5 protein-coding genes are annotated in these 8,536 nt (G+C 31.0%); 1 reads left to right on the forward strand and 4 read right to left on the reverse strand.

The annotated features are described in order from the left end of the window. The first annotated feature begins 573 nt into the window (after positions 1 to 573). Complete coding sequence (gene tnpB / locus CPJCM30710_RS17125) at positions 574 to 1,725, forward strand: IS200/IS605 family element RNA-guided endonuclease TnpB (protein ID WP_246503580.1); 1,152 nt, start codon at positions 574 to 576, stop codon at positions 1,723 to 1,725. A gap of 735 nt (positions 1,726 to 2,460) precedes the next feature. Here the strand turns inward: tnpB and CPJCM30710_RS17130 are convergent. From CPJCM30710_RS17130 to CPJCM30710_RS17145, 4 genes are all read right to left on the reverse strand, one after another. Continuing rightward, positions 2,461 to 3,417: a carbohydrate kinase family protein gene (locus CPJCM30710_RS17130; protein WP_212905358.1), complete on the reverse strand. Its 957-nt coding sequence runs from the start codon at positions 3,415 to 3,417 to the stop codon at positions 2,461 to 2,463. Positions 3,418 to 4,031: 614 nt separating this feature from the next. Then, the gene (licT, locus tag CPJCM30710_RS17135) at positions 4,032 to 4,871 is read right to left on the reverse strand and encodes a BglG family transcription antiterminator LicT (protein ID WP_212905359.1); all 840 of its coding nucleotides are present in this window, start codon (positions 4,869 to 4,871) and stop codon (positions 4,032 to 4,034) included. A gap of 437 nt (positions 4,872 to 5,308) precedes the next feature. Then, positions 5,309 to 7,189 (reverse strand): sucrose-specific PTS transporter subunit IIBC, encoded by a 1,881-nt coding sequence (locus tag CPJCM30710_RS17140; RefSeq protein WP_212905360.1) that lies wholly within the window; start codon positions 7,187 to 7,189, stop codon positions 5,309 to 5,311. Positions 7,190 to 7,670: 481 nt separating this feature from the next. After that, positions 7,671 to 8,536: PTS transporter subunit EIIC (locus CPJCM30710_RS17145; protein WP_212905361.1), on the reverse strand; the 866-nt coding region annotated here is incomplete at its 5' end.

Genomic DNA, 8,536 nt, shown 5'->3' on the forward strand with positions numbered 1-8,536 from the left:
CGTTCGTCCTGAGCCAGGATCAAACTCTCAATTTAAAAGTTTAATCTCTTGCTCTCAAAAGAATTGCTGTACTTAATTTCCTCTGTTTAATTTTCAAAGACCAAGTTATTTTTACGTGTCATCAACTGACCGCTTGATTATCTTATCAGTTTTTCGCTTCTCTGTCAACAACTTTTTTATAATTTTTAAAGCTGAATTAACATCTGTAGAGAAACTACTTTTTAGTTTGTCGCACCAAGTCGACAAGTGATATCTTATCATCATTCTTCTTTACTGTCAACACCTTTTTTAAAAATTTATTCAAAAACGTGTTGAACATTCTACAAATTTGTCGTCATCAAAGACAACGTTGATTATCTTATCATATTTACTTATTTAATTTATATGCAAAAATAGTATTATCTAAAAACAGTTCATTTATTCTCTTTTCTTCTCTATTTAATAAATTTTATCTATGATATTGCGGAACACTCAACCTTCTTGAAGGTGAAGATAGATAGCAATAAATTATAACCATTCGATATGGTTATAATTTACCTAGAGTTGGTAAATGCTATAAATGAGGTGATTAAGTTGCAAGTTGCTTTTAAATATAGAATATATCCTAATAAAGTTCAATCTATAATGCTTAATAAATCCTTTGGCTGCAATAGATTCATATTTAATTATTTTTTAAACCATAAGAATGAACAATATAAAAAAACTAAAAGGTCAGTTTCATATAATGAATGTGCTAAGTTACTTACTGACCTAAAGTCGAATTTTCAATGGCTTAAAGAAATAGATAGTATATCACTACAGCAAACTTTAAGAGATTTAGATAGAGCATTTAAGAACTTCTTCAAAGGTTATGGATTCCCAAAGTTTAAAAGCAAACATAATCACTTCCATAGTTATAGAACTCAAATGGTAAATGATAATATTCAAGTTGAAAATAATAAAATTAAACTCCCTAAAATAGGTTGGGTAAAGCTTAAATATCATAGATCACATAAAGGCAAAATTTTAAATGCTACTGTAAGTAAAACTAATACAGGGACATATTATGTATCCTTATGTTGTGAAACTTCAGATATAGAAAAGCTCCAAACACTTAATACTGCTCTTGGAATAGATGTAGGAATTAAGTCCTTTTGTGTTACTTCAAATAGTGAAATAATTGATAACCCTAAGTTTCTTGAAAAGTATTATAAAAAGCTTTTGAAGGCTCAAAGAGAGTTATCAAGTAAAACTAAAGGAAGTAAGAATTTTTACAAAGCTAGAATTAAACTAGCTAAGGTTCATGAAAAAATAGCTAACTGTAGGTTCGATTTTCTGCATAAGTTAAGTTCAAGACTAATCAGCGAAAACCAAGTGATTTGTCTTGAAAATCTTAAGGTGAAAAGTATGTTAAAAAACAGTACGCTATCAAAATCAATTAGTGATGTAAGTTGGTTTAAGTTTAGGCAGCTACTAGAATATAAAGCTAAGTGGTACGGTAGGATTGTATCAATAATAGATACTTACTATCCTTCAAGTCAACTTTGCTCTAATTGTGGTTTTAAAAATGAAGAAGTTAAAAATCTAAATATTAGAACATGGGAATGTCCAAACTGCAAAACTAAGCACCATAGAGATATAAATTCAGCTATAAACATAAAAAGAGTAGGGTTGGTACAATCCGATCTTAAGCCTGTGGAGATAGTAGGTTACGAGGTCTTTGAAACAGGAAGCTCCTACTTCTAAAGTAGGAGTGGTTCACATTATTACTTAAAAACTCAAGGTTCTTAAATTTAATACAACTTCACCACGCATAAAAATTTTAACTTATAACTAAGAACTTAGTTAAAAAAACAGTCTCTGGCAGCATTAAAGGAGATTCTATATCCCCTAAAACTTCTAATTTGGATACTATATTCAGGCGATATTTCTATAATAGACATTGAATGAAGCATAGATTGTCTGTTAGAACTTTGGTAACATAGAGATATTAATAGTGTAAAAAAATTTCATATACTTCAGTTATAACACTAACTAAAATATGTAAACTTATAAATTGAAGTAGGTAAAATAAAAATGAGGGTAATCTTCTTTGATTGCCCTCTAACCTATTTATATTATATTCTTTTTATTAAATCCTGTTTATAAAATTAAATACTATTTTTCTTAATATAGTACTTCCTCTCAAAAGAAGATTTTTCTTTATAAGCCTTAATATAATTCTCCCAGCTTTTCTTACCAACCACCGCCTCAACTAATCATCTCCTTCTCATTTGTGTAAACTACACTCCTTGGATACTTTTATGAAAAATTCCTCTATGAAATATAGTTTAATTAAAAAGAAGATTTTTATAACACTTTACCAGATGAAATGACAACAAATAAAAAATGAAGGTACAAATCCATTTATAGCTGAATATATACCCTCATTTTTGTTATTTTCTATAATTGTTAATTAATATTAATTAAAAACTATATTTATTAGAAGTTATTAACTTCTTCTAAAGTTGGTAGTGCTGCAATTGCTCCAAGCTTTGTGCAAACTATAGCTCCAACTTTGTTACCAAAATGTATAATTTCCTTAAGTTTTGAGAAGTTTGCTACAGCTTCCTTTGAATCTTCTTCTAAAGCAAGTCTGTAAAGTACAGCTCCAACAAAAGCATCTCCTGCTCCTGTAGAATCTAGAGACTTTATCTTAACACTAGGAATTACTTCAAGATTTTCTCCATCAGTTATCATAGTTCCTTCTTTACCAAGTGTTATAGCAACAGCCTTTGCACCTAAAGTTACAAGTTCTCTAGCAGCCTCTTCTAAATTTTCTTTTCCAGTTAAAAGCTTAGCTTCTTCATCACTTACTTTTATAAAATCAGCGCCTTTTACACACGCTCTTGAAACTTCAATAAACTCTTCTACTCTTTCTTTCCATAAATCTGTTCTATAGTTAGGATCAAAAGATATAAATAAACCTAACTCTTTAGCCTTTTTCATAGCATCTAAATAAGTTGCCTTAAGTTCTCCTCCTAAAAGTGCAGTCGCTGAACCAAAATGTACAACCTTATATTCACTAAGCGCTGATATTTCTTCTTCTGTTAAAACATAGTTTTCATCAGCACCTCTGTTAAATATGAAATCTCTTTCTCCATTTGCCTTTAATGAAACAAAAGCAAGAGTTGTATTTTGTTCTTCTAAAAGTTTCATTAGAGAAGTATCTACGCCTACATCATCTAAAGTTTTCTTTAAAAATACACCAAAAGCATCGTCTCCAACACTTCCTCCAAAAGTAGCACTTCCACCAAGCTTTGAAATAGCTGCTGTTACATTAGCAGGAGCTCCACCAGCCTTCTTAATGAAATTAACGCCTTCAACTAATGAGCTGTCTATATCAGCACATATGAAATCGATTAATAGTTCTCCTAAACATAAAATTCTTCTTCCCATATTACGCCTTGTCCCCTTTCTAATCCCTTGTAAAAATATAATATAATTATAACATATCCCTAATATTACTAAGGACATGCTTTTGTTAGCTATAGATTTTTGTAATATCTTCTAAAATATTTCCTTATTTAACCTAATTTTACAAAGAAAAATTATTCAAATTTGTAATTACTAACAAAACTTATATACATAACTTTATAATTTATGGAAATCATTCCATATCTACGCTACTTCCCTAAATTAATTAGGAATTGAAGTTATTTATCTTTAGTATATAAATTATTATTCTTTATTTTTTCAATGTTAAATTCAAGAGGTATTTCTCCAATGTTTACCAATTACCCCCTTATTAAGATAACAATTAAAATCTTTTCCGTCAAGTCTAATGGTGTCGACGCCTACATTAATTGAAGTTTTTACTCCTTATTTTGAAGCAATAACAATAACATGCTTTGTTCAAAATAATGATACATTTACCATTTTAAAAAAAGCAAAACCTAAATTGCAATCAAGCCATATATGTAGAACAACACAAAGAAATCTACATTAACACTTTACTTGGCTTACAACTTAGGTTTTGCCTGGATTAACAGTAACAATCCTTTGGTTGTAAATTATTCGCTTTTTCTGCTTATAAGTCTTTGAATATGGAGCATTAAATAAACCATTTCCTCTTCTGTTAACTCATAATCATAATTTTTTTGTATATAATCTTTTATCTTTCTAACACATAAATAAGGTTCCTGATATTTATCTCTTATAACATCATAAAGACTATTATCATTATTTATTTCCTGCTTTCTATTAAACATCCTCTGAGCAAAAAATTTTAGATGTGTTACAAATCTAAAATATGATAATGATTCTCCATCAAGTTCTATCTTAAAGTAGTACTTTACAATATTTAAAATATCATTTATCAGCTTTGTTATGCTCATGGTATCTGGCATCTCTTGTCCAAGCGATGCATTGACTATATGTAGTGCTATAAACCCAGCCTCATTTTCGTCAAGGGTTACTCCGAGCTTCTCCTCAATAAGCCTAATTGCCCACATTCCTATGGAAAACTCTTTTTTATAAATCCTTTTAATTTCCCATAGCATTTCATTTTTCATTATTAAACCTTCCGCTGCTCGTCTTAATGCAAAGGCTATATGGTCTGTTAGAGATAGATAAATCTGTTCATGAAGTTTCTTATCAATAACCTCTGAAGCATGTTTTATTATTTCCTCTGACACCTCTGCATACTCTATAGGAATTTCATTTAACAAGCTTTGAAGTCTCATTGAGGTATGAGGATTATGAATTATAAAAACCTTCTCTATTTTATCCTCTTCAATTTCTTCTCCTATTTTCTTTTTAAAGGCTATCCCTCTTCCCATGACTACTTTTTCAATACCGTCTTCACCAATGGTAGTAACAACATTGTTATTTAAAATTTTTTCTATATTCATATTATCACTCCGAAGTATTTTATATACATACTATTAAAGTATTTGTAAACTAGTTTAACTTTATTTACAAAGATAAATAACTTCACTCCTTAACGAGGTTTATAGAAATAAAAAACTCAAATCAAAAAGATATATATTGTTACCTCTTGATTTGAGTTTTGTCTGCATTAACAGTAACAATCTCACACGATCACTTTTATATATTTAAAATTATAATTAATTATGTGAATATTGTAAATAATGTTTAAGTAACCTTTATCTGTATCTAGGCAGCAATTAACAATTAATAAACTTGGAAAGCACACCCCTTAAATTATGAGGCATGCTCCTATTAAAGATAAACAATTTCAATCCTTAATCACTTCTGGAAAATAGCTTCGACATGCAATGCCTTTTCCTGAATTATAAGTTCAAGTTATGAAGTTGTTTATCTATAACTACTTAATCTCTATTACACCTTCTAAAGCTTCAACATCTCCCTCTTTTACTTGATCTACTGAGGAATAGTTATCAGAATTTGTTATTATTACTGGAGTAATTGTAGATAAACCATTCTTCTTTATTTCTTCTATATCAAATTCAAGAAGTAAATCTCCAACTTTAACTGTATCATCATTGTTAACATGACAATTAAAGCCTTTTCCATTAAGTTTAACAGTATCCATACCTACATGAATTAAAACTTCCACTCCCGAATCTGAAGTTAAAGCTATAGCATGTTTTGTTCCAAAAACCGCTGAAATTTTACCGTTCACTGGCGAAAAAACCTTACCCTCTTTAGGATCTATTGCAATTCCCTTACCCATGATCCCTGAAGCAAAAGTAGGGTCTGGAACTTGGTCTAATGAAACTGCTCTGCCTTTTATTGGGCTGTGTATTTTATTAGCATCATAAACTACATCATTTTTCTCATGTTCCATTCTCTCACATTCCGCATTTGAGCTCTCTTCTTGCTCTTCTTTAAATCCTAATATAAATGTACCTGCAAATGCACCAGCAAATGCTATTACCATACCTATGATATAGTTAACTATTGATGGACCTGATACTATTGCTATAGCTGGAATACCTGTTACTCCAAGTCCAGTCATTCCAACCTTAGTTAATACAACATATCCTCCACCTAATGCTCCACCTATAGCAGCCGCTATAAATGGTTTAACAAGTCTTAAGTTAACTCCAAATATCGCTGCTTCTGTAATACCTAATAAACATGACACTGAAGCTGGCACTGCAACTTGCTTAAGCTTTTGATTCTTAGTCTTAAAGTATACAGCTAGAGATGCTCCACCCTGTGCTATGTTTGCCATACACCATATTGGTAATAAGAAATTTACTCCTATTGCTTTATTTCCTAAAAGTCCTGCTTCAATAGCATGGAAGCTGTGGTGAATACCTGTGATAACTATTGTTGAGTATAATCCTCCAAATAAAAGCCCAGCTACTGGTCCTAAAGTATTGTAAAGTACTTGTAAACCAATAGAGATACCATCACCTATAAGTCTACCAGCAGGTCCTATAACTATCAATGAGAAAAATCCTGTAATCATTATTGTTAAAAACGGAGTTAAAAGTATATCTAATACGTTTGGTACTATCTTTCTTAAACCTCTTTCAACATGTCCCATTACCCATACAGCTATAAGTATTGGTAATACTGTTCCTTGATAACCAACCATACCTATATTTAAACCAAATACATTGATTGTCTTTTCTATACCAGCGCCAACTGTCCATGCATTTTGTAGTGCTGGGTGGATTAGTATTCCACCAAGAGCAGCAGCTAAAAATGGATTAGTTCCAAATTCTTTTGCAGCTGAAAATGCTATAAGTACTGGTAAGAATACGAAAGCTGCATTTGAGAACATATCTAGTACTTGGAATAAGCCGCTCTTACTATCAACCAATCCAAATCTCGTTAACATTCCTAGAAGTCCCATTAGAAGACCTGATGCAACTATTGCAGGAATTATTGGTACAAATATATTGGAAAGCATTCTAGCAAATCTTTGAAGAGGATTCATTTTCTTCATTGCCGTCTTCTTTTGATCACTTACAGATGCTTGTGTTATTGATGTACCCTTAACCATTTCTGCATAAACCTTATTTACAGCACCCTGTCCTATAATTATTTGAAATTGTCCTGAAGTTAAAAAAGCACCCTTTACTCCATCAAGGTTTTCGATTTGTTTTATCTTAGCTACAGAGTCATCCTTTAATACAAAACGTAGCCTAGTTGCACAGTGAGTAGCACTTTCTACGTTACTTTCTCCTCCAACTAAGGTTAAAATTTCTTTTGCTAATTTACCGTAATCCATTTCAAGTCACTCTCCTTTTTCATTTACATTTACAGTTACAGTTTTCTCTTATATTTTTTTTAATGTGTTTTTAAAGTACCATTCCTAAGTTTTAATCAAGTTATAAACGCTAATTACTTCACTTTTATTCCAAGACCAAGTTTTTAGAAATAAAAAAAACCCAAACCAAAACGATAGACACTTCTATCTCTTGATTTGGGTTTTGCCTGCGTTACCAGTAACAATCCCTAAGAATTATTCTATTTACATCAATAATTATATCAACGGCTGTAAACATTGTCAACTCATTCATAAATAATTTCACGAAAAATGTAATTGGATTGTTTTCTAAATTTTATATACTTAAAAAATTTCACTTTGCGAAATTGCAACAAATAAAAGCACACCCATGAAATTGGGCATGCTTCTATACTGTTCTAACAATTTAGAATGTGGGTAAGGAGTACCTTTTAAATCATTTTTAATAAAATATCAATAATAATTACTTTATTGAAGCAACTTGTTGCTTTAATGAACCTTCTTTTTCATCTCCGTTATCTTCTACATTATCTTCAGCATCTTGTTTTTCTTCTTTAAATCCTAATACTAATGTACCTGCAAATGCACCAGCAAATGCTATTATCATACCTATAATATAATTAATCATTGATGGGCCTGATACTATTGCAATACCTGGAATACCTGTTACTCCAAGTCCATTCATTCCAACCTTAGTTAATACAATGTATCCTCCACCTAACGCTCCACCTATAGCAGCTGCTATGAATGGTTTAACAAGTCTTAAGTTAACTCCAAATATTGCCGCTTCTGTAATACCTAATAAACATGATAATGACGCTGGTACTGCAACTTGCTTAAGCTTTTGGTTTTTAGTCTTGAAATATACAGCAAGAGCTGCTCCACCTTGTGCTATGTTTGCCATTGCCCATATTGGTAATAAGAAATTTATTCCTATATCCTTATTTCCTAGAAGTCCTGCTTCAATAGCATGGAAGCTGTGATGAATACCTGTAATAACTATTGTTGAGTATAGTCCTCCAAATAAAAGCCCAGCTACTGGTCCTAAAGTATTATAAAGTGTTTGTAAACCAATAGAAATACCATCACCTATCATTCTGCCAACAGGTCCTATAACTATTAATGAAAAGAATCCTGTAATCATTACTGTTAAGAATGGAGTTAGAAGTATATCTAATACGTTTGGTACTATCTTTCTTAAGCTTCTTTCAACATGTGCCATTACCCATACAGCTATAAGTATTGGTAATACTGTTCCTTGGTAACCAACCATACCTATATTTAAGCCAAATACATTGATTGAGTTTTTTATACCATCTCCAAGTGTCC

Origin of the sequence: Clostridium polyendosporum (genome assembly GCF_018332455.1) — a bacterium.
Classification (GTDB): Bacteria; Bacillota; Clostridia; order Clostridiales; family Clostridiaceae; genus Clostridium_AY; species Clostridium_AY polyendosporum.